This window comes from Collinsella sp. TM04-29, from assembly GCF_003466565.1.
GTDB lineage: Bacteria > Actinomycetota > Coriobacteriia > Coriobacteriales > Coriobacteriaceae > Collinsella.
The window spans coordinates 228,960-247,952 of the sequence record NZ_QSPW01000001.1 but is presented as its reverse complement, the minus strand read 5'-3'; the positions used below and the strand labels follow the sequence as shown (position 1 = coordinate 247,952).

Annotated in this window: 19 protein-coding genes; 8 read left to right on the top strand and 11 right to left on the bottom strand. The window is 58.9% G+C overall.

The window, feature by feature from the left end:
• Positions 1 to 138: 138 nt before the first annotated feature.
• From DXD39_RS01095 to DXD39_RS01085, 3 genes are all read right to left on the bottom strand, one after another.
• Positions 139 to 1,416, bottom strand: a complete 1,278-nt coding sequence (locus DXD39_RS01095) for an ammonium transporter (protein ID WP_117802884.1) — start codon at positions 1,414 to 1,416, stop codon at positions 139 to 141.
• A gap of 198 nt (positions 1,417 to 1,614) precedes the next feature.
• Complete coding sequence (locus DXD39_RS01090) at positions 1,615 to 2,634, bottom strand: putative ABC transporter permease (protein ID WP_233541070.1); 1,020 nt, start codon at positions 2,632 to 2,634, stop codon at positions 1,615 to 1,617.
• Positions 2,635 to 2,637: 3 nt separating this feature from the next.
• Positions 2,638 to 3,195 carry an HD domain-containing protein gene (locus DXD39_RS01085; RefSeq protein ID WP_117802883.1) on the bottom strand — a complete coding sequence of 186 codons (558 nt, stop codon included), beginning with the start codon at positions 3,193 to 3,195 and terminating at the stop codon, positions 2,638 to 2,640.
• A 228-nt stretch (positions 3,196 to 3,423) separates the two neighbouring features.
• On the opposite strand from DXD39_RS01085, the gene DXD39_RS01080 reads away from it, so the two are divergent.
• From DXD39_RS01080 to DXD39_RS01055, 6 genes are all read left to right on the top strand, one after another.
• The gene (locus tag DXD39_RS01080) at positions 3,424 to 5,205 is read left to right on the top strand and encodes a 1-deoxy-D-xylulose-5-phosphate synthase (RefSeq protein WP_117802882.1); all 1,782 of its coding nucleotides are present in this window, start codon (positions 3,424 to 3,426) and stop codon (positions 5,203 to 5,205) included.
• A gap of 376 nt (positions 5,206 to 5,581) precedes the next feature.
• Positions 5,582 to 6,574, top strand: a complete 993-nt coding sequence (locus DXD39_RS01075; protein ID WP_117802881.1) for a glutamate ABC transporter substrate-binding protein — start codon at positions 5,582 to 5,584, stop codon at positions 6,572 to 6,574.
• Between the two features lie 138 nt (positions 6,575 to 6,712).
• On the top strand, positions 6,713 to 7,372 hold the full coding sequence (locus tag DXD39_RS01070; protein WP_022094657.1) for an amino acid ABC transporter permease: 660 nt from the start codon (positions 6,713 to 6,715) through the stop codon (positions 7,370 to 7,372).
• Complete coding sequence (locus tag DXD39_RS01065; protein ID WP_117802880.1) at positions 7,369 to 8,202, top strand: amino acid ABC transporter permease; 834 nt, start codon at positions 7,369 to 7,371, stop codon at positions 8,200 to 8,202. Before DXD39_RS01070 ends, DXD39_RS01065 begins: the two co-directional genes overlap by 4 nt.
• Before the next feature lie 36 nt (positions 8,203 to 8,238).
• Positions 8,239 to 9,003, top strand: a complete 765-nt coding sequence (locus DXD39_RS01060; RefSeq protein ID WP_117802879.1) for an amino acid ABC transporter ATP-binding protein — start codon at positions 8,239 to 8,241, stop codon at positions 9,001 to 9,003.
• 87 nt (positions 9,004 to 9,090) lie between these two features.
• A complete protein-coding gene (locus DXD39_RS01055) occupies positions 9,091 to 9,900 on the top strand; it encodes a gamma-glutamyl-gamma-aminobutyrate hydrolase family protein (RefSeq protein ID WP_117802878.1) in 810 nt (269 codons plus the stop codon).
• Between the two features lie 111 nt (positions 9,901 to 10,011).
• Here the strand turns inward: DXD39_RS01055 and DXD39_RS01050 are convergent, their stop codons facing one another.
• The 8 genes from DXD39_RS01050 to DXD39_RS01015 form a co-directional block, all read right to left on the bottom strand.
• A complete protein-coding gene (locus tag DXD39_RS01050) occupies positions 10,012 to 10,830 on the bottom strand; it encodes a hypothetical protein (RefSeq protein WP_117802877.1) in 819 nt (272 codons plus the stop codon).
• A complete protein-coding gene (locus DXD39_RS01045) occupies positions 10,814 to 11,638 on the bottom strand; it encodes a hypothetical protein (protein ID WP_117802876.1) in 825 nt (274 codons plus the stop codon). Before DXD39_RS01045 ends, DXD39_RS01050 begins: the two co-directional genes overlap by 17 nt.
• Positions 11,635 to 12,360, bottom strand: coding sequence for an ABC transporter ATP-binding protein (locus DXD39_RS01040; RefSeq protein WP_117802875.1), 726 nt, complete (start codon positions 12,358 to 12,360; stop codon positions 11,635 to 11,637). Before DXD39_RS01040 ends, DXD39_RS01045 begins: the two co-directional genes overlap by 4 nt.
• Positions 12,361 to 12,505: 145 nt before the next feature.
• Complete coding sequence (locus DXD39_RS01035; RefSeq protein WP_117802874.1) at positions 12,506 to 12,835, bottom strand: helix-turn-helix transcriptional regulator; 330 nt, start codon at positions 12,833 to 12,835, stop codon at positions 12,506 to 12,508.
• A gap of 8 nt (positions 12,836 to 12,843) precedes the next feature.
• Positions 12,844 to 13,404, bottom strand: coding sequence for a hypothetical protein (locus DXD39_RS01030; protein WP_117802873.1), 561 nt, complete (start codon positions 13,402 to 13,404; stop codon positions 12,844 to 12,846).
• Positions 13,405 to 13,634: 230 nt separating this feature from the next.
• Positions 13,635 to 13,991 (bottom strand): Hpt domain-containing protein, encoded by a 357-nt coding sequence (locus DXD39_RS01025; RefSeq protein ID WP_117802872.1) that lies wholly within the window; start codon positions 13,989 to 13,991, stop codon positions 13,635 to 13,637.
• A 23-nt stretch (positions 13,992 to 14,014) separates the two neighbouring features.
• Positions 14,015 to 15,895: a diguanylate cyclase gene (locus DXD39_RS01020; RefSeq protein ID WP_117802871.1), complete on the bottom strand. Its 1,881-nt coding sequence runs from the start codon at positions 15,893 to 15,895 to the stop codon at positions 14,015 to 14,017.
• Between the two features lie 209 nt (positions 15,896 to 16,104).
• On the bottom strand, positions 16,105 to 16,902 hold the full coding sequence (locus DXD39_RS01015) for an alpha/beta fold hydrolase (RefSeq protein ID WP_117802870.1): 798 nt from the start codon (positions 16,900 to 16,902) through the stop codon (positions 16,105 to 16,107).
• 225 nt (positions 16,903 to 17,127) lie between these two features.
• On the opposite strand from DXD39_RS01015, the gene DXD39_RS01010 reads away from it, so the two are divergent.
• Positions 17,128 to 17,904 (top strand): radical SAM protein, encoded by a 777-nt coding sequence (locus DXD39_RS01010; RefSeq protein WP_117802869.1) that lies wholly within the window; start codon positions 17,128 to 17,130, stop codon positions 17,902 to 17,904.
• A 160-nt stretch (positions 17,905 to 18,064) separates the two neighbouring features.
• Entirely contained in the window at positions 18,065 to 18,952 is an 888-nt protein-coding gene (map, locus tag DXD39_RS01005) for a type I methionyl aminopeptidase (RefSeq protein ID WP_022094665.1), read from the top strand.
• The last annotated feature ends 41 nt before the right edge of the window (positions 18,953 to 18,993 follow it).

Genomic DNA, 18,993 nt, shown 5'->3' with positions numbered 1-18,993 from the left:
ACCTCAGAAATCAAAAAGTTCAACTGACTGGTCTTAGCAGGTTTCCCAAGTGCCGCAGATTGCCGTGAAAGAGGAGCGAAGCGTACTTAAGTACGTGAGCGACGATTGAACGGCAAGGTGCGGTGCTTGGGGAAGCTGCTAATCGAGTCCGGAGAACGAAGGATAAGCGCTCTCGCCGTGCTGACTCGCATCCAAGCCCAGCGCCTCGTCTGCCTCGTCCACGCGCAGGCTGCCGTGGAACAGCGCCTTGACCACCGCGGCGATCACCAAGTCGAGCACCAACACAATGGCGACCGTCACCACAATACCCAGGATCTGCGAGATGAGCAGCGACACGTCGCCCGTGTAGAACAGGCCACCCTTACCGGTCCACGAGAGCTCCGGCACGCAAAACAGACCCGTGAGCACGCCACCCAAGATGCCGCCAATGCCGTGGCAGCCAAACGCGTCGAGCGCGTCGTCGTAGCCGAACTTGGTCTTAAGATGGCTGATGGCCAAGTAGCAGACGGGAGACACGATCAGGCCCATAACCAGCGCCGCCCACGGCTCGACAAAGCCCGCGCCCGGCGTGACCACCACAAGGCCCGCGACCAGACCGGTGCTGGCACCCACCAGCGTGGGGCGGCCGGTGTGCACGCGCTCGACGGCAAGCCACGAGACCATGCCCGCCGCGCTGGCCGTCGCGGTGTTGAGGATGGCGAGTGCCGCCACGGCGTCGGCCTTAAACTCGCTGCCGCCGTTAAAGCCAAACCAGCCAAACCAAAGCAGACCGGCTCCCAACGCCACAAACGGCACGTTATGCGGACGATAGCTCACCATGCCAAAACCGCGACGACGGCCGAGCATTAAGCAGAGGACCAGGCCGGTAAGACCGGACGAAATGTGCACCACGTCGCCACCGGCAAAGTCGAGCGCGCCGATAATGTCGCCGATAAAGGAGCCATCGCCGCCCCAAACCATGTGGGCGAGCGGCGCATAGACCACAAGCAGCCAAATGCCCAGGAAGGCCGTCATGGCACCAAACTTAACGCGGCCGGCCAGGCTGCCCGTAACGATAGCAGCCGTGATCATGGCAAACGCCATCTGGAAGGCGATGTTGATAATTTGAGGGTAGACGGCACCGTCCGCGGCGTTGCCCTCGGCCGCCTGCAGCACTTGGTTGAGCACCGGCAGGCACAGCAGTTGGTCAAGGCCTCCAATAAACGGGCTGGAACTGTCGCCGCCATAGGCCAGCGACCAGCCGGCAACAATCCACAGCACGCCGACCAGGCCAATGGCGCCAAAGCACATAAGCATGGTGTTGATGACATTTTTGCGCCTGGACAGGCCGCCATAGAAAAACGCCAGGCCCGGTGTCATTAAAAACACGAACATGGTGCAGATGAGCATAAACGTTGTCGATCCCGTATCGTACATTCGCTCCCCCTTGGTCGCATGGACGTTGTCGGCGCCCATCATGCGGCCGAGGGGCAACTGGTGTAGACCAGATACGGCGCTGTTAAACGCTGCGTTGTCGAATGGAAACGGTGCCGCAATCTTGGAAACGGCGCTGCAACGGGCGCGAAACGAACGGGAAATACGCGAGCAAGGGGGCCGCGAGCGTGCCCGCCCCGGCTAGCGCCGGAACAGCTCGCGGGCTCGGTCGCGGAGGTCGGTAGCTCGGATGACGCCCTCGTAGCGATTGATGCGCAGACGCGGGAAGGCGTTAAAGAAGCGTAGGTCGCGGCGGCTGAGCGACACGCTCGGCACCGGACGGCTCATGCGCTTGCCGGCAAGGCGACGACTGAGTGACGGACGCGGCATGCTCGGCGCGGCATCGGCCACGCGGCGGGCAGCGAGTGCCAGGCCGCGAGCACCATCCGCGATAAACGTCGGCATCGAAGCCTTCTCGCGCAGGGCATCGAGCGCGGCGTCACCCAGCTCGGCCAGCCACGCGTTAACGGCACGGCTGCGGATGTGCGTCTGTGTCACCGAGTCAATCGTCGATTCGGGAATGCGCTCGAGCATTGATTCCGAGGCATCGGCAAGCGACTCGTTGATGCGGTCGGCAAGGTCGGCGCGCACGCGCTCCAGCTGATCGGACAGACGCCGCCAGCTCGCCAACGAGCACACCGCGTCAACCATCATCGCGACCGCGACGATAAAGGCGGACAACCGCACAATCAGCACCGGCAGATGGCCAAGCAACCCCAGCAATGCCGGCTCCACTAAACGGCAAATGCACAACGCGCCCAAGCCAAACGCGCAGGCCCAGTACAGGCAGATGCGTCCGTGCAGGTTAAACGGCAGGTGCGAGTAATCCCAAAAGCGCGCACCTGTTGTTTTTTCCAACAAAACGCCTACGCCGTACTCAATCACGCTGCATACGAGCGCCGCGGCAACAAACTGGCTCGAGGCATCCGGAATCCCGCGCAGCAAAAGCCAGCAGGCTATGCCGCCCACACCATAGATAGGACAACACGGCCCCAGCAAAAAACCGCTGTTGGCAAAGCGTCCGTGGTTGAGCATGGCGCAGACTGTCGACTCCCACACCCAGCCGCAAAAACCGTAGAAGGCAAACGAGAGCATCAGCGCCGAGAGCGGACAGGCGGCAAGCGTCGCGCCGTCAAATGCCATGTCGATCGCGGTTTCCACCGTCTACCCTCTCCTCTTCTCGCTCGAATCTTTGCTCGAACCGTCACTCGTGCCCTCGTTCAAATCGTTCGCGCCGCCTTTGCGCGGCAGACGGCCGGCGACTGTCTCGCACAGAGCGCACCATTTATCGGCCAGGCACACAATCCATGCCTCGCGACACGTCGGTGGAACCGGTACCAGCGGAAACATATGGCGCACGATGATATTCCGCTCGCGCGGCGTCAGCTCAAAATCTTCCTCGGCACGCGCCAGGGCAAAAAATGGATGCCGAAATCCGTGCAGTCGATGGCTCGGATCGGGGTCGTGCCAATCATAGAGAAAGTAATCGTGCAGCAGGGCCCCGCGCAACAGCGAGGCACGGTCGACCGAAATGCCAGCACGGCCCAAGCACTCGGCAAAGGACAGGCTCGCCCGCGCCACCGAAATCACATGCGCATACACCGTCACGTCGCCATGCTGGATAAACTCGTGCGTCAGGTCCAAGCGGCCCGCCTGGGCCAGCTGACGGGCGGCATAGTCGACCTCGTGCGCGATTTTCTCGGCACGAACGGCATCAGACATGCTGTCTCCTTCCAGCAACTCCCGGCGACAAGCCACGGCCTGTGCACAATCGATAAAAACATCATGGAACATATCAGTATGGCATCGGACAAAACGTTTTGCCCCGCCAGTTGGCGAATTACCGCGCCGCCGTCACATATCAAACGCCAAAATGTGCGAGACTGTCTTGTGCAATTGTGCCGGCCGAGGGAGTGCCGGCGCACGATTCGCATGGAGTAACCCACAACGATGCTGCTTACGCAAACGACAACGCCCGAGGACGTCAAGGCTCTCGATCGCGCCGAGCTTCCGCTGCTCTGCGGCGAGATCCGCCACGCCATCCTCGAAAGCTCCGCCGCTGTCGGCGGACACGTTGCCCCCAATCTGGGCGTCGTTGAGCTCACGGTTGCGCTTCATCGCGTGTTTAACTCCCCCATCGACAAGATTGTCTTTGATGTTTCGCACCAGACCTATGCCCACAAGGCGCTGACCGGGCGCGCGTACACCTATATCGATCCGGAGCGTTATGGTGAGGCTTCTGGCTTTGCCAATCCTGACGAGTCCGAGCACGACCTGTTCGCCATGGGTCACACCTCCACGTCGGTGAGCCTGGGCTGCGGCCTGGCGCACGCTCGCGACCTGGCGGGCGATGCGTACAACGTCATCACTATCATTGGCGACGGCTCGCTTTCGGGCGGCCTGGCGTTTGAGGGCTTTAACAATGCCGCCGAGCTCGATAGCAACCTGATCATCATCGTCAACGATAACGATCAGTCCATCGCCGAGAACCACGGTGGCCTCTATCGCAATCTGGCCGAGCTGCGCGCCAGCAACGGCACCTGTGAGCGTAACGTTTTCCGCGCGATGGGGCTCGACTACCGCTATCTGGACGCCGGTAACGATGTGTTGGCCCTGGTCGACACGCTGCAGGAGCTGCGCGATATCGATCATCCCATCGTGCTGCACGTCTCCACCGCCAAGGGCAAGGGCTTTGAGCCAGCCCAGAACGACCCCGAGCGCTGGCATCACGTGGGTCCGTTTGACATGGCAACTGGACGCAAGCTCTGCCCGGGCCATCCGAGCGAGCCTGCGCCGCGCACCTATGCCGACATTACGGGCGAGGCGCTCAGCGCCGCCATCGAGCGCAATCCGCAGGTCGTTGGCATCACGGCCGCCACGCCCTACATCATGGGCTTTACACCCGAGCTTCGCGCTGCCGCCGGCAAACAGTTCGTCGATGTGGGCATTGCCGAGGAGCATGCCGTAACCTTTGCCACCGCGCTTGCGCGCTCGGGCGCCAAGCCAGTCTTTGGTGTGTACGGCACGTTTTTGCAGCGCGCCTACGACGAACTGTGGCACGACCTGTGCCTCAACGACGCCCCCGCAACCATCTTGGTGTTTGGCGCGTCGATCTTTGGCACCACGTCCGAGACGCACCTCTCGTTCTTTGATATTTCCATGCTGGGCGGACTTCCCAACATGCACTACCTTGCACCTGCCTGCATGGAGGAATACCTGTCCATGCTGAGCTGGTCGCTCGACCACCGCGAGCATCCCGTGGCGATTCGCGTGCCGGGCATTGGCTTGGTAAGCCGCCCCGATCTTGCGCCCGCCGAAGACACCGACTATAGCGTCGTTCGCTACAACGTGGTACGCCAGGGACGCGACGTGGCCGTGCTCGCGCTTGGCGATTTCTTTGAGCTGGGCGAGCGCGTGACAAACCGCTTGGCCGCCGAGTACGGTATCGAGGCCACACTCGTCAACCCGCGCTTTGCAACCGAGCTCGACCGCGAGTTCCTCGACAGCCTTGCCGCCAAGCATCGCGTTGTCGTCACCCTCGAAGACGGCATCTTGGACGGCGGCTGGGGCGAGCGCGTGGCATGTTATCTGGCATGCACGCCGTTGCGCACGCGCACCTTCGGCATCGCCAAGGGCTTCCCCGACCGCTACGACCCCAACGAGCTGCTCGCTCAGAACGGCATGACGGCCGAGAACATGGCCGCCGAAGCCGTAAGGCTACTTAACGAGTAAAAAACCTCCGCAAGGGAAGCACCCCTGCGGAGGTTTTTATTTTCGCGGCGCGATTATCTCAATCTGTAACATCTAGGGCCCGAATTCCCGTCTAACTGTTACAGATCTAGATAAGACGTCTTAGTCCCAAACCTTTGTCTCGATCTGTAACAGATAGAGACCTTTTGGCCGTCTACCTGTTACAGATTGAGACAAAGCAGCGAGACAGGCCACCACATCTGCAAGAACCACCACAAAGGTGCCTGTCCCTTTTTGGCAGGTACAATAACCCATAAGGTAAGTATGTTTCTGAGTTATTTCGTGTTGACCCATTTGAGCGCGATAGGGTATAACTCTACTCAACCGCTAGGGATTTTATTGAGAAAGGTGTTCTACCATGAGCAAGAACCTCTCCCAGCAGGTCGTTCTCGACCGCCGCGGCTTCGTCGCCGCCACCTTCGCAACCGTCGCCGGCCTTGGTCTTGCCGGCTGCTCCGACACCAGTACCGAGGCCGACAAGGGTTCCGCCGGTTCCTCCAAGAGCTCCGAGGATACCGAGGTTTCCGCCACGCTCGACGCCAAGGCATTCGACAAGCTCGTCAACGACGGCCCCAAGGCCGATGACGACGCCATCGCCGCCAGCACCTGGGCTACGGCCGTCAAGGATGCCGGCGTCTTTACGATCGGTGGCGTCCAGACCTCCACGCTCTTCTCCCTCCTCAACGAGAAGGACGGTCAGACCCGCGGCTTCGACGCCGGTATCGCACAGCTCCTGTCCAACTACATTCTGGGCGAGAACAAGGTCGAGATCACCCAGGTGACCTCTGACACGCGTGAGTCCGTCCTGCAGAACGGCCAGGTCGACGCCGTCTTTGCCACCTACACCATCACCGATGAGCGCAAAAAGCTCGTCTCCTTTGCCGGTCCCTACTACTACACCCAGCAGGCCATCCTGGTGCTCGCCGACAACGACGACATCAAGAGCGTCGACGACCTGGCCGACAAGAACGTCGCCGTCCAGTCCGGCTCCAACGGCCCCGCCATCCTGGAGGAGCTCGCTCCCAAGGCCAGCCAGCAGGAGTTCAAGACCGACGAGGAGGCCCGCCAGGCACTCCAGCAGGGTCGCGTTGACGCCTACGTCATCGACAACAACATGCAGCAGAGCGCCCTGGTCCGCGAGCCCGGTAAGTACAAGATTGCTGGCAAGCCCTTCGGCAGCAAGGAGCCCTATGGCATCGGCCTGCCGCTCGATTCCGACGGCGTCGCCTTTGTCAACGACTTCCTTAAGAAGATTGAGGACGACGGCACCTGGACCGAGCTGTGGCAGATCTGCATCGGTGACCGCACGGGTGACACCAATGTTCCCGAGCTGCCCGAGATCGGCGCCTAGGCAACGCGCCTAGTAACGGCCGCAACGAAACCATACGGAAACGCACGGTGCGCTTTATTGCGCTAAACTGTTTCCTTACTGAGTTGTCGGGGCTTCCGTACACACGGGAGCCCCTTTCCTTATCGGCGGGAGGTCCGCATGAGTCTCTCCGAGCTCTGGTCGCTCTATGGCCAGAACTACATTGACGCGCTGCTAGCAACCTGGGGCATGACGCTTGAGTCGTTTGCCATCGCCATGGTGCTGGCCGTCGCTGTCACCGTGATGCGCGTGTCGCCGCTCAAGCCGCTGCGCGTCTTTGGCGACCTGTATGTCCAGGTCTTCCGTAACATCCCCGGCATCGCGCTACTCATCATCGTCGTCTATGCGCTGCCGCCGCTCAAGGTCGTCCTGCCCTACCGCACCTGCGTCATCGTCGCCACAGTGCTCTTGGGTTCTGCCTTTGGCTCCGAGAACTTTATGAGCGGCATCAACACCGTCGGTGTCGGCCAAGTGGAAGCCGCCCGCTCGCTGGGCATGAGCTTCAGCCGTATCCTCGCCAAGATCGTGATTCCGCAGGCGCTGCGCTCGAGCGTGCTGCCCATGACCAACCTCTTTATCGCCGTCATGCTCACCACCGCGCTCGGCAGTCAGGTACCGCTTAAGCCGCAGGAGCTCACCGGCGTGGTGAGCTACATCAACACGCGCTCGCTCGGCGGCGTCGCCGCGTTCTTTATCTCGGCACTCGGCTACCTGGGCACGGCCTTTGTGGTGAGCCACATTGGCAACTATATCGATAAGAAGGTGAGGATCCTCCGATGAGCAAACATTCCTCCCCTGCACTTACCATGCGCGATGCGCTCTACGAGGCTCCCGGCCCCAAGATGCGTGCCAAGATTCGCGTCGGCACCGCCATCTCACTTGTTGCCGTGGCCGCGCTCATCGCTCTGGTACTGCAGCGCTTTTACGTGACCGGCCAGCTTTCGGTCCATTACTGGTACTTCTTTACGCACCTCACCACCTGGAAGTTCCTGCTTGCCGGTTTTGAGGGCACCGTTAAAGTCGCACTCACCGCCGGCGTCATTGCGCTGGTACTGGGCTTAGCCCTTATGCTCGGCCGCACGAGCGGCATCAAGCCGTTGCAGCTGGTCTGCCGCGTGCTCACCGATTTCTTCCGTGGCGTGCCGAGCCTTCTGTTCATCTACTTCTTCTTTTTGGTGCTGCCCCAGTACAAGATCGCACTGCCGTCGTTTTGGATGCTCACGCTTCCCGTCGCGCTCGCTGCGGCCGGCGTACTGGCCGAGATCTTCCGTGCCGGCGTCAACGCCGTGCCGCGCGGTCAGGTCGAGGCCGCCCAGGCACTCGGTCTCTCCAAGGCTAAAATCACCTTTAAAATCGTGTTGCCGCAGGCTATCCGATTTATCATTCCGTCGTTGATTTCGCAGCTCGTGGTCGTAGTCAAAGACACCACCGTCGCCTACGTGGTGAGCTACCCCGACCTGATGCAAAATGCCCGCGTGCTCATTACCAACTACGACGCGCTCGTGTCGGTCTATCTGGTGATCGCGGTCATCTATATCCTCATCAATGTCGCGATCAACAAGGCCGCTGTCTACGTCTCGCACAAGACCGGCGCGACCATCATCCGCTAACGAGTTACCATTTCGAGTCATAAGGAGCCGAGCACCATGGCACAGAGCACTTCTTCTACCGGCAACCAGCCGTTGATCAAGCTCAGGCACGTCGATAAGCACTATGGCGATCTGCACGTCCTCAACGACATCAATCTCTCGGTCGACCGCGGCGAGGTCGTCGTCGTGATCGGCCCCTCGGGTTCGGGCAAGTCGACCATGTGCCGCACCATCAACCGCCTGGAGACCATCGACTCGGGCGAGATCCTCATTGAGGGCGAGCCCCTGCCGCAGGAAGGCAAGGACCTCGCCCGCATGCGTGCCGAGCTGGGCATGGTGTTTCAACAGTTCAACCTGTTCGCACATATGACCGTGCTGCAGAACGTCATGCTGGGACCGGTCGACGTGCTGGGCGTCTCCAAGGATGAAGCCCGCGAGCGCGCCATGGACCTGCTGAGCCGCGTGGGCGTGGCCGAGCAGGCCGACAAGGTGCCCGCACAGCTTTCGGGCGGCCAACAGCAGCGCGTGGCCATCGCCCGTTCGCTCGCCATGCAGCCCAAGGCTATGCTTTTTGACGAGCCCACGAGTGCGCTGGACCCCGAGATGATCAATGAGGTGCTCGAGGTCATGGTTCGCCTGGCCCAGCAGGGCATGACGATGATCGTCATTACGCACGAGATGAACTTTGCCCGCCGCGTGGCTGATCGCGTCGTCTTTATGGCCGACGGCCAGATCGTAGAGACCGGCACGCCCGACGAGTTCTTCGACCATCCCCAGACCAAGCGCGCCCAAGACTTCCTCAACTCCATCAAGGGCCACTAACCCCATTGCCACGCGGGCAAATTCATCAGTAACGTTTGCCCCGCGCCACCCCTGTGCCATGTCCACCCGGATTCGAAAGCCGCAACCATGATCGGAACCCGCACCTCATCGTCCTACACCCCGCACGTCGACGTCGATCCCGCCGACCGCCCGCTCATCCTCGTCGCGCCGCGCTGGGAAGAGGCGAAGCCGTTTTTAAGCGAAACGCTCTCCCCCAACGAGGAAATCGCAAGTGTCTTTGTCGATGCCATCCTTGCCGCCGGCGGCCTGCCGCTGCAGATGTCCATTACCGAGGACATTGAGGTCATCCGTCATTACGTCGATATCGCCGACGGCATCGCCATTCCCGGCGGCCCCGATGTCAACCCCAAACGTTGGGGCGATGATCGACCCTACGACCCCACCCTCTGCTGCGAGATCCGCGATAGCTTTGAGTTTAAGCTGGTTAACGAGGTACTTCGCGCCAAAAAGCCGCTCTTTACCACCTGCCGCGGCACGCAGTTACTCAATGTCGCCACTGGCGGCACCCTGTGCATGGACGTGCCGAGCCTGGGCGCTCGCGAGGGCCGCACGCAGTGGCGCCATACCCACGTGCTCAACGACCCCGTGCATCCCGTCGAGGTCATGCCGGGCTCGCTGCTGGAGCGCGCGGTTGGCGGGCACAGGCTGATCCAGACCAACTCGGCACATCACTGCTGCGTCGATCGTCTGGGCAAAAGCACGCGCTTGGTCGCCAAGGCAACCGACGGCGTTCCCGAGTGCATCGAAGTCGAAGGCCAGCCTTTCTGCCTGGGCGTGCAATGGCATCCCGAGTACACCTGGCAGACGCTCGAGACCGACTTTAACCTGTGGAAGTCGTTTGTCGAGGCAGCAGCCAAGGTAAAGCAGGCCCGCTAGCTCGCGAACCGCACAGACTAAAGCCTTTCATGCCAGGGGGGGGCGGGCACCAGCCGCGGTGTCCGCCCCCCTGCATTTGATATGCTCGGTATGATTATCCCTCACAAACAATCAGAGAAATCTCGACCGCAATCGGTCGACAGTAAAGCAAATGGTAAAAACGCTTGCTACGTTTATGAGGCAGTCAATTAAAATCGAGATGCATTGACCATTCCCCAACGGGGTCACGCCGCAAATCCACATGAGCATCGAGGCTGGAAGCGGAAGCATGGAATTGGCCCCGACCTGTATGTAGATCGCTACGACGTTGACAAGCAACAGCATGCCAATCGGACCGAAGCCGGACCCAAAATAGGAAACAACGATTACGCAAGAAACCACGCATGCAAGGCAGGCAGCGGCAGCAAGAACAAGTCGATAGCAAAATACATGCAGGTTGAAATACTGCTGAGCATCCGAAACGAATACGCAGTTAAGACAGTACAAAACGACGCTCGACAGGATAAACGCGCCCAATAGGGCGAAAGAAGACAGCACCGCTCGCGCAACGGTAACGCACGCCCGCTTCCCTCCCCGAGCCTCCGACAGTCCCCACGGTTCCTCGACAAAGCCCGAACTGACAAAGCGCGGCACAATACAAGCCGCGATGAACGGAAAGAACAATGCATGAGCCAACGGGGCTACGTTGAACAGCAGACCGCGAAAAACCTCTGCATTACCAAATAGAAGGACATCCTCCGCTGACAGCCGAAGCGTCGGGTCTGGGAAAAAGCCCAAGAAACTGTTCTCACGGAGGCTACAGAACCACATCGGGAAAGAATTAAGCTGCAATACCACCATGCACGCATAAATTACCAGGATTAAGGCGTATGTCCATTTGCTCACGTGCTTCAATTCTGAATGGAGGAACCTTTTAATCTGACGAGCCATTGAGCACACCTCCGACACGACAGGTCACGAGAGCGTAAATCAATACCGATAGGCAGCCAGCTGCCACGCCATATCCCAGAAGCGTCAGCTGCCCCATATCGCTATACCCAAGGGCACATCCGACTCCAAGGTAGGGCCCCGGAAGGAGGAAAATCCATCTCAAGGATGGTATAGGCACCTGAAGGAAGCTTCCGTAGAGCGTCAGGCTCATGACAAATCCAATTATTATTGCAGCCCCGCTCAATACGGCGCTGCCTGTAATCCGATAGATGGTCACCGTCTCCAGCGCAACCGATATCACCAATACGGCGTTGACTATCATTGCAGGCAAAAATGCAGTTAGCATGTTGTGCGAGTAGTTATGCCCTCCACGTATTATGGCTATTGCAAAAAGAAGAAGGCAAAGCGCGCTATACGCTGCGCCGATTATTAAAGCAGACGAAAGTGCATGTGCCAGAGCCCCGTTAAAGCGGGCAAGACCTCTTGCCGAAGAAATTCGGCAGCCCTCTTCATAGCCACGCTCCTGTAGAATTACCAGGCAAACGATGAGTGGAACGAACAGAGAGGTGCCGGCAAAAGCACTGCGCACAAGGGACTCATCGGGTGCAGAAGGATCGATTACATTCCAGAAGAAACCAATATCCTCCCCAAAAACACTATTGCCAAAGGCTAGCAACGTTGACCCGTTTTTTAGAATGACACCGAAGAGAAGGCCGAACACCAGCATAAGCGCAAGACCAAACTTCGCCGGAAACATCCTGTGCAAACGCATCATATCTGCCTTTATGGGATGGATCGCCCGCTTCATAGCGAGACCGCCTTCATCAAGCGCCTGTAATACTCTTTTAGGGACGACGCCTCATCCCTTATGACGTCCATCTGTTCCTTTTTCAGCAGTTCGCCGTCATGAAGAAACAGGCAGCTTGTTGCAACCGATGCCAGCTCATCCAAGTCGTGGCTAGAGATGAGCATGGTTTTGCCCTGCTCCCGATTCAATCGACCGATAAGGGTCCATATACTCTCGATGCCCAACGGATCCAATCCATTTGCCGGCTCATCGAAAATTAGTACGTCGGTGTCGCCCAATAAAGCCGTAGCTATATCCAGTCGTCGCTTCATTCCCAGAGAAAAACTGCTCACACTCTTTTTCTCATCGACGTCCAGCCCGACTAGGCCCAAGACGCGAGGAACCTCACGTTTCTCATCGAGCCCCCATTCCGCACATCGGATCCGAAGATTCTCAGCCGCACTGAGGGATTGGTATGCTCCGCAGGAATCTGGCACATAGCCGACACGCGTCCGCATCAGGCTCAGCTCTTTTTTCGACTTGCCTCCAAAGAGCTCCACGCTCCCCGACGATGGCTCACAGAGGCCCAATACGATTTTAATAAGCGTGCTTTTGCCCGCCCCGTTTGCACCAACAAGGGCACAGAGCTCAGACTGATGCACCTCGAAGGAAACGTCATGCAAAACGCGGCGCTTCCCATAGCGCTTTGACACCTTTGATAGCTTTATCGCTGATGTGCTCATATCGTTCCTCCTTTCTTTTATCGTTCGTTCTTGTAGTTATTGTTTATCGATAACTTATATTTGTCAAGATAATTTATAGAGATGGGGCCCGTGCTGGACACGGGCCCCATCACACCAATATCTCGTTTTAGCTGCTCGCTATATGCTACTCATCACTCAAATCGACAGCAAAGACTGATGTCGGAAGCGACGCCTCGTTGCCTCCGCCATCCCGCATCTGTCTCACAACATTTTTTGCGCGCTCGACAATAAGCTCCTCAAGCTCTTTCTCGCTCACGCGCTGAATAATATCTCCCGGTTGACAATCAAGCTCATCACAGATTTCGAGAAGCGTCTTAAGGCGAATAGCTTTTACTTTTCCGTTTCTTAGCTTTGAAATATTCGCCGGAGTATGCCCCGTCGCCCGAATCAGATCAGCGCTGGTCTTTCCGGTCTTAAGCAGCTGCGTCTCAAGCTCGATGATGAGATAGCTCATGTTTCCTCCTACACAAGCTCGTCAGACTGCTCTTGGAGCAGCGAGGCATAACTCCAGATCGCCGAGATAAACAGACAGACAACTGCGCCGATAAACGACCCCGCATCAAAGGTAGCGCCTTGGCAAATCTCAATAACGAAGGAATGAGGCACGATGTAAAGCTCCAGTCCGCCAATGGTGAGATTGACCGATCCATAGGCACCAACAAGCGAAACCGCGGCGTTAACAGCAAAGGCAAGCGCGAGAACACGGATAAGCCGCACATGCGTCTTGGTAAAGGGCGAGACGCCCCGAGAGATGTTATGGCTGATTCCGCACAAAACGAAAAGCGAAACACCCACGACGAGTGCCAGGCACAGCCCGCTTGGGATAACGATGCTCCCGCCATCGAGAAGCGTCACGACACCGAAAGAATCGACAGAAACAACGTTTGCAACCGCATACCAGATCACGTAAACAACCAACGCGGCAAAAGCGACGAGCATTCCCGCAAAAACGACCGCCATGCAAAAGCCAAGCTTCCTTACAGTCTCGCCCGCCTTGGCCATACGCTGAACGCTGTTGGACATACACTCACCCTCATCGAATCTATCGTTATCCGAATAGTTTATCGAACAACGATATGGATTGCATGCGGAAAGCCCCGCCAGTGCGCATAGCCCATTCACTAATCAGAAGGGGTGAGAGTGGATTTTTGGACACGTATCGAACGAGAGTGGATAATCTCCCACTTTGAGGCCGCCACCGGGCCTAAAACGGGAGATTATCCACTCTCATAGTCATCAAGGCTCACAGCCTCTTATTCAGCCGCCTCGCGCAGGGCCGACATCGTAGCTGCATATTGCTGCTGCAGCGCATGCATTCCCTCGCGAGCGCCGTCAACGGCATCGGCGCCGCGCAGCGCCTCGGTCACCACGACCGCCGGCTCGTAGAGATTGTTGAATCCCAGGTTCTGGCTCACGCCCTTGAGCGTGTGCGCTGCCATAAACGCACTCTCGGCGTCTCCTGCCGCCATGGCGGCCTCCAGTTTGTCCATGCTCTCGTCATCCAAAAACTTGAGGGCAAAGCGGGCAAGCATCTCATCGCCCATCAGCCGAGCGCACGCGTCATCATAATTGGCGCCAATCTTCTCATACGCCTCACGCATGGAAATCATGGGTTAAAACTCCTTTTGTCAAACTAAATCGTGGGAAACGCGACGACGTCAGCGGGGCGTGCCAACGTCTCGGCAATTTGGTCTTGCACCTCGAGCAGGCAGTCGAGCAGCAGCGGGTTAAAGGTACCGCACTTACCGTCCAGGATCATCTGGATCGCTTCCTCGTGCGGGATAGCATCCTTGTACACGCGCACGCTCGTCAGCGCATCGTACACGTCGGCCACCGAAACCACCTGCGCGGCGATGGGGATATCGTCGCCCTTAAGGCCGTCGGGATAACCCCTGCCATCCCAACGCTCGTGGTGCCAGCGCGCAATCTGGTACGCATATTCCATAAGCGCATTGCCGGCGTGATGGCGGCCCAGTTCGAGCAGCATGTCGGCGCCGATCGTGGTATGCGTCTTCATAATCTCGAATTCCTCGGACGTGAGGCGCCCGGGCTTGTTGAGAATCGCATCGTCAATCGACATCTTGCCGATATCGTGCAGCGCCGAAGCCAGAGCAATCGTGGAGCGTTCCTCATTGTCGAGGAAGATATTGTCACTACGCTGGACCAGGCAGCCAAGCAGCAGCTCGGTCAGCTTCTCGATATTCGTAACGTGCCTGCCGCTCTCGCCATTGCGAAGCTCCATGACACCGGCCATGATGTCGATGAGCATGCGACTGTTCTTGACACGCTCGTTGTACTGCTGGGACAGCAGGCTCGTCAGACGGCGCTGTTTGGCGTATAGGCGGATGGTGTTGCTTACACGGCGGCGCACGACACGGGAGTCAAACGGGCGGTTGATATAGTCCGAGGCGCCCAGCTCATACGCGCGCAGCACCATATCATCGGAATCTTCGCTCGAGATCATGATGACAGGCAGATTGTCGATACCCGTTCGGCGCGACAGATCGGCCAGCACCTCAAAGCCGCTTATGCCCGGCATGACAATGTCCAGCAGCACGAGCGACAACTCATCGCCATAGCGGTCGACCATGTCGAGCGCCGTACGACCGTTATCGGCCTCGAGGATGCAGCACTCGTCCCTGAGCATCTCGTTGAGAATGACTCGGTTCATCTCGGAGTCATCGACAATAAGCACCAAAGGCTTTTCGCTTTGGAAGGCCTCGATGGAATCGGCATCGGTCACGACCGTACCGGCTTTTGCCTTAGCGCGGCTCAATAACTGGACAGCGCGGCCAACGCCCTCATCGACCGTCTCGCCATGAATGCGAACGCCACCAACACATGCCGTCAAGCTCATGTACTCATGGCCCGGAATAATCGTGGCACGAACGGCATCGGACACCTGATGCAGGCGACGGGCGAAGTCATCGGAGGGAATATTGGGCATGACAACCACAAACTTGTCGCAGCCATAGCGCACAAGCTCGTCAGTCGAACGAATTCCGCTGCGTATGGCTGTCGCCACAGCACCGAGCGCAAGGTCGCCGGCATGACGGCCACACGTATCGTTGAAGACCCTAAAATCATCAAGGTCGATCATCGCAACGCCGGCATTCATACGGGCGCCGCGAAGCTTTTCCTCGTAATACCGGCGATTGTGCACACTCGTCAGCACATCGGTGTAGACAAGGTCCTCTTCTGCAGCCTCTTGCTCATCGATCGGACGCACCATCAGCAGGACATGAGGCTCGCCCTCGACCTTCAGGGGGCGCAGATGGGCGCGGTACTCAACGCCATCGTTGAGCAGTTGCTCCGACACCTCATCGGAATCTGTCAAGGCCTCAAGGCTCGACTGACGCAGACAAGGGCACCGATCGCCGGCGAGCAGGCAGTTAGGATCGCCCTTAATCTGATCGACAGACAGCAAACGTACCACGGGGTAGGTCTTCGCGACACGGGCGACCTCGGCGGCAGCCTCCTCGTCGGTTAGATTGGCCTCGTGATTATTGAGCATAGGGGGCCCTTTCAGTAGTTTTGCTTGGTAGCAGTGGGTGCCAAATGTTACAAGGGTAGCACCTTGTCGATGCAGGTACACACGTGAATACCGTTTCTTTTTCATGAGTTGGCAGACGGTAGGGTTGAAGCCGCAGACGTTGGGTTTTGAGCACCTTTGTTAACACAGCCGAAACGTCTACGAAAGAAGCCCGTTTGATGATTCGGCCGCTAGAGCCCCAAGATGCCGCGGACAGCCTGGGCGGTCGCTGTCGGGCGATCGCGCAGCCCGTTGTGCGCGCCGGGAACCGTTACGAGCGGGCAGTCCAAAAGCTCAGCTGCTGTCCTCGTGCCCGCCTCGCGGGGCGTGCCAATCGAGAGCTCGCCCAGGAATACGGCGGCCACCGTTTTCGATGCGCGGGCGCGATTCCAATCGGGAACGTAGGTCATAGTGGTCTCGTATTCGTTTGCCATGAAACTGCGGCCGTTGCGCAGGGCATGCTTGGCTTCTGCCTCGGTTAACTTGGGAGCCTCAGGGTCCGAATCGCCGATGGCGCCCAGGAAGGCCCGTAATGCCCTCGAGACCTTTCCCGCGGCGATCATCTCGAGCAAAACCGGGGCCGCGCCCAGGCCGGCACCCTCGTTTGTCACGGAGGGTTCATGCAGAATCGCACGCGAGATTATGGCAGGGTTTGCACGGAGGAGCTCCAGCGTCACCAGCGTACCGGCACTGTGCGCGAGCACGTTTGCCGGAGCGCCAATATGCTCGATAACGGCCTGCAGGTCGGCAGCCTGCGCGGCGAGGTCGTAGCGTCCGTCTGCAGCGTCGCCGCTCTCGCCGCAACCGCGGCGGTCGTAGGCAATGACGCGGTAGTCACAGGCGAGCTCGCGGGCGATGCCGTCAAAAAATGTGCCATCGACGCAGGCGCCGTGCACGCACACCAAGGCGGGCGTATCGGACGATACAACCGGGCCGGCATACTCGCGACAGGCGATCGTGGTGCCCGCATTCTCAACCGTAAAATCCATACTGTGTTCCCATCGTCAATGCCCATCCAGTTGCCCGTCAGTACGGTTGGATAGACCCGCATTGCTTTACGCTTTGTTAACAGATTAACTGTACCCGACCTGAGGCTTTTCATGGCACGGCATAATGAGCGACGTGCAAAAACGATACTTGTAAAGCAAGAGCCCGCACCTTGCTTCGGAGCCGATGCTATGCTTAGGCACAATTGTCTTGAGGAGCATATGTCTATGTCTACGTTTTTGAATGCCAGCCCCATCTTTGGACCGGTGCGCAGCCGCCGCCTTGGTCTCTCGCTCGGCGTCAACATGATGCCGGCCAGCGGCAAAATCTGCACGTTCGACTGCATTTACTGCGAAAACGGCCTCAACGCCGAGCGCCCCTGCCACGAGCCGTATAACACGGCTGCCGTGGTGCTCGACACGCTCGAGGCAAAGCTGCGCGAGATGGCAGCCGAGGGCGAGCTCCCCGATGTGATCACCTTCGCAGGCAACGGCGAGCCCACCGCCGCGCCGGAGTTTCCGCAGGCCATCGCCGGTGCCGTCGCACTGCGCGACGAACTTGCCCCAAGCACCAAGATTGCTGTGCTCTCCAACGGCACGCGCGCCGACCGTCCCCAGGTACACGATGCGCTCATGATGGTCGACGACAACATTCTTAAGCTCGATACGGTCGACCCGGCGTTTATCCAGCTGCTCGATCAGCCTGTCGGCCCCTACGACGTCGAGCACCAGATCGAGACGTTCGCGAGCTTTGACGGTCACGTTATTATCCAGACGATCTTTTTGACCGGCGAGTATCAGGGCAAGCTCATCGACAACACCGGCGAGGAGTACGTTGCCCCCTGGCTCGCGGCGCTTGAGCGCATTCGCCCGCAAGAAGCGACCATCTACACGGTGGCGCGCGAGACACCGGTCGCCGGCCTTGCTAAAGCGGCGCCCGAGGTGCTCGACGCCATTGCCGCGCGCGTCCAAGCCCTCGGCATTCCCTGCCAGGTGAGCTACTAGCAAAACCACGCAGCAGCTAGTGCCCGCCATCCCGCCCCATCAGTTGCGGTGATATAGTTCCTATTTGTGCTGTTAAACCGCTTAAATCGGAACTATATCACCGCAACTTTTATGGACGCGTGGGTGGGCTATACTAGCTGCGAATGAAAGGAAGTTAGCCATGTTTGACAATGGACCCGTGCCCGGCCGCAACGACGCTTGCTGGTGCGGCAGCGGCAAAAAATATAAGAAATGCCATAGCGCCTTCGACGAGCGCCTCGAGCGCTTGTGGGAAGAGGGCTGGGAGGTTCTGCCCCGCACACTCTACAAAACGCCCGCCGATATCGAAGGCATTAAGCGTTCGGCCGCCATCAACGTGGGCGTGCTCGATTATGTGGGCGAGCATATCGCCGCAGGCATGACCACCAACCAGATCGACCAGATGATCTACGACTACACCGTCGAGCACGGTGGCACGCCGGCCGACCTTAACTACGAGGGCTATCCCAAGAGCGTGTGCACCTCGATCAACGACGTCGTCTGCCACGGTATCCCCTGCGATGCGGATGTGCTGCACGAGGGCGACATCATCAACGTAGACTGCTCCACGATCTTGGACGGTTACTTTAGTGATTCGAGCCGCATGTTCTGCATCGGCGAGGTCTCGGCCGAGCGCCAGCGCCTGGTCGACGTGACCCGCGCCAGCGTGGAAGCGGGCCTGGCCGCCGTCAAGCCGTGGCTGCCGCTCTCTGTTATGGCCGAGGCTGTGCAAAAGACGGTAGAGGACGCCGGCTTTAGCGTGGTGCGCGAGTACGGCGGACACGGCATTGGCAAGGAGTTCCACGAGGACCCGTTTGTGGGCTTTACCACCGAGGCGCCCGACGTGGACACCATCATGGCCCCGGGCATGGTCTTTACCATCGAGCCCATGGTCAACGCCGGAGCGCCCGACATCAAGATTAGCAAGGGTGACGGTTGGTGTGTGCGCACCAAGGACGGTAGCGATTCGGCCCAGTGCGAGGTACAGCTCGTGGTGACCGAGGACGGCTACGAGTTGCTGAGCTGGTAGCCGCACGGACGCCGGATGCATGGACTTGCGACCGTCCATGC

What these genes read in the sequence shown, in the direction of transcription:
- DXD39_RS01095 (WP_117802884.1), bottom strand. Translation starts at nt 1,416, where the DNA reads ATGTACGATACGGGATCGACAACGTTTATGCTCATCTGCACCATGTTC.
- DXD39_RS01085 (WP_117802883.1), bottom strand. Translation starts at nt 3,195, where the DNA reads ATGTCTGATGCCGTTCGTGCCGAGAAAATCGCGCACGAGGTCGACTAT.
- DXD39_RS01080 (WP_117802882.1), top strand. Translation starts at nt 3,424, where the DNA reads ATGCTGCTTACGCAAACGACAACGCCCGAGGACGTCAAGGCTCTCGAT.
- DXD39_RS01075 (WP_117802881.1), top strand. Translation starts at nt 5,582, where the DNA reads ATGAGCAAGAACCTCTCCCAGCAGGTCGTTCTCGACCGCCGCGGCTTC.
- DXD39_RS01070 (WP_022094657.1), top strand. Translation starts at nt 6,713, where the DNA reads ATGAGTCTCTCCGAGCTCTGGTCGCTCTATGGCCAGAACTACATTGAC.
- DXD39_RS01065 (WP_117802880.1), top strand. Translation starts at nt 7,369, where the DNA reads ATGAGCAAACATTCCTCCCCTGCACTTACCATGCGCGATGCGCTCTAC.
- DXD39_RS01060 (WP_117802879.1), top strand. Translation starts at nt 8,239, where the DNA reads ATGGCACAGAGCACTTCTTCTACCGGCAACCAGCCGTTGATCAAGCTC.
- DXD39_RS01055 (WP_117802878.1), top strand. Translation starts at nt 9,091, where the DNA reads ATGATCGGAACCCGCACCTCATCGTCCTACACCCCGCACGTCGACGTC.
- DXD39_RS01050 (WP_117802877.1), bottom strand. Translation starts at nt 10,830, where the DNA reads ATGGCTCGTCAGATTAAAAGGTTCCTCCATTCAGAATTGAAGCACGTG.
- DXD39_RS01045 (WP_117802876.1), bottom strand. Translation starts at nt 11,638, where the DNA reads ATGAAGCGGGCGATCCATCCCATAAAGGCAGATATGATGCGTTTGCAC.
- DXD39_RS01040 (WP_117802875.1), bottom strand. Translation starts at nt 12,360, where the DNA reads ATGAGCACATCAGCGATAAAGCTATCAAAGGTGTCAAAGCGCTATGGG.
- DXD39_RS01035 (WP_117802874.1), bottom strand. Translation starts at nt 12,835, where the DNA reads ATGAGCTATCTCATCATCGAGCTTGAGACGCAGCTGCTTAAGACCGGA.
- DXD39_RS01030 (WP_117802873.1), bottom strand. Translation starts at nt 13,404, where the DNA reads ATGTCCAACAGCGTTCAGCGTATGGCCAAGGCGGGCGAGACTGTAAGG.
- DXD39_RS01025 (WP_117802872.1), bottom strand. Translation starts at nt 13,991, where the DNA reads ATGATTTCCATGCGTGAGGCGTATGAGAAGATTGGCGCCAATTATGAT.
- DXD39_RS01020 (WP_117802871.1), bottom strand. Translation starts at nt 15,895, where the DNA reads ATGCTCAATAATCACGAGGCCAATCTAACCGACGAGGAGGCTGCCGCC.
- DXD39_RS01015 (WP_117802870.1), bottom strand. Translation starts at nt 16,902, where the DNA reads ATGGATTTTACGGTTGAGAATGCGGGCACCACGATCGCCTGTCGCGAG.
- DXD39_RS01010 (WP_117802869.1), top strand. Translation starts at nt 17,128, where the DNA reads ATGTCTACGTTTTTGAATGCCAGCCCCATCTTTGGACCGGTGCGCAGC.
- map (WP_022094665.1), top strand. Translation starts at nt 18,065, where the DNA reads ATGTTTGACAATGGACCCGTGCCCGGCCGCAACGACGCTTGCTGGTGC.